The organism is Zunongwangia pacifica, from assembly GCF_023499215.1.
GTDB lineage: Bacteria > Bacteroidota > Bacteroidia > Flavobacteriales > Flavobacteriaceae > Zunongwangia > Zunongwangia pacifica.
On sequence record NZ_JAKHSK010000091.1, the window covers coordinates 1 to 1,716 of the forward strand.

General features: G+C 37.0%; 1 protein-coding gene. It reads right to left on the minus strand.

Features of this window, described 5'->3' with window-relative positions:
- Window positions 1–1,070: 1,070 nt before the first annotated feature.
- Window positions 1,071–1,508 carry a hypothetical protein gene (locus L1967_RS22175; RefSeq protein ID WP_249603670.1) on the minus strand — a complete coding sequence of 146 codons (438 nt, stop codon included), beginning with the start codon at window positions 1,506–1,508 and terminating at the stop codon, window positions 1,071–1,073.
- Window positions 1,509–1,716 lie beyond the last annotated feature (208 nt).

The following is a 1,716-nucleotide window of genomic DNA, read 5'->3' on the forward strand; positions in this document are numbered from 1 at the left end:
GACTTGTTAATAAAAGAATATATAAGCTGATGAAAATTTTCATTGATAGATTTTTAATATACGTCTGGAATGAGAATTGTTGTTACCGAAATCCTCGTTAAAATTTTTTGCCAACGGCAGTCTGTCTCAAAACTCAAAAACACCTCTTGAGAATCGAGTATTTAAAAATTTTCTCAGGTAGCTACCCGAATACTCAATACAAAATTAGAGGTTTTGAGACAATCTGACGGTTTCGAATATGGACAGTTGCGGTTTGGTTAGCCAGGTTTTGTCCGCTTAAAATAAATATAGCTAAAAACATCGAATATCGATTAAGTATTTAGCCGTAATTGCGGTTATACATTGTGTGTGCCCAGCATGGGCATCTTTATCATATCTAAGATATGATATTAATCTAGAGGGTGCAAGTCCCATATGGGCAGGGGTGACCCTTCGTCTACGCTCAGGACAGGCTCTTTTAACCATTAGTAAGCTCAAAGCTTGTCTGTCGTGAGACGGGAAGTGAAGGAAGCAGGACTACAAACCCTGGTACTGACGAACAGGAATCGGATAAGAGGCTATAAGGTTGGATGAGCAAGCACATCATTGTGATGTCCTAAACGTTTCTTTGGAAATGAATACCGAAGTAGTAGATCCGGGAGGAATCAAAGAAAAGAAGATGTTCTTACCTGGAGGACGGAGCGTAGAGAAAATGTCTTGTAGACATTTTTAGCGTACGGGCCAGCCTGCCGCATTGGAGAAGCCACGGGTTGGTATAATGGAGAAATCAGCCGAAGTCGTAGTACCCAAAGTAACGAGGTGTAAAATATTACACAGGTCTCACAAATGGGAAAGGACTGAACATAATCCTTTCGGAAATTAGAATAGGAGCATTGTTTTTTCATTCATTGGGTGACCGAATCCCAAGAAAATCTGTAGTCTATTCATAAAGTACGAAATAGTTTCAATTGGTGTAAAGAGCGAGTGAAAGGATGGATTATGAACCGCCGTACCTGCCTGCCGCAGGCAGGTACGAGACCCGCACTCCGTCAGTTACTGGCGGAGCCGTCTACTCGATTGTGGTTAGTTTTTTACTTTTGGAATTCCAATATTTTGGTCCTATTATCAAAAAAGATTTGTTTTTTTATTTTGCCATCAGTTCGTATTTTTAAATAAATCAGTGTATCTGATTCTCTTAAGTATTCATTTTTTCCAGAAATTAATTCAATTGCAATATTTTGAAGGAACTGTCTGGATTGTTTTTTTGTCTTAAAGTTCACGACAGGTTGATTCTTCTTTACGGTTACTAAAGTTTCTTTTTTTAGAAGCTCGTATTTGTAAGTCGCTTTATCAGACTTGTTAATTTCAGTTTTTGAATTTACCTCAAGGATTGAGTCATTGACAAAAGTCAATTCAAATCCGTTCCTTTGTTCTGTTGAATAGTTCAATTCTTTTCCGACAAAATTTGATTTACACGAGACCAAAATTCCGATTAAAGTCAGAAGAGGAAAAATTGTCTTAAAATTCATTTTTATGATTTAGTTCCTCAAACTTAATTCAGTCCATTTCGATATTATAGTCAAATTGAGTGAACCTTTCTTTTGGTTGAGCAAATGTGGAGTAGCTACCTTTATTGGTACATAAAATTTAAGACCGTTTGTTACCAAACAAATATCTTAGAAACATAAAAAAACGCTATTATAGCCCCGAATTAAAGGAGCAGGCAGTACGATTAAG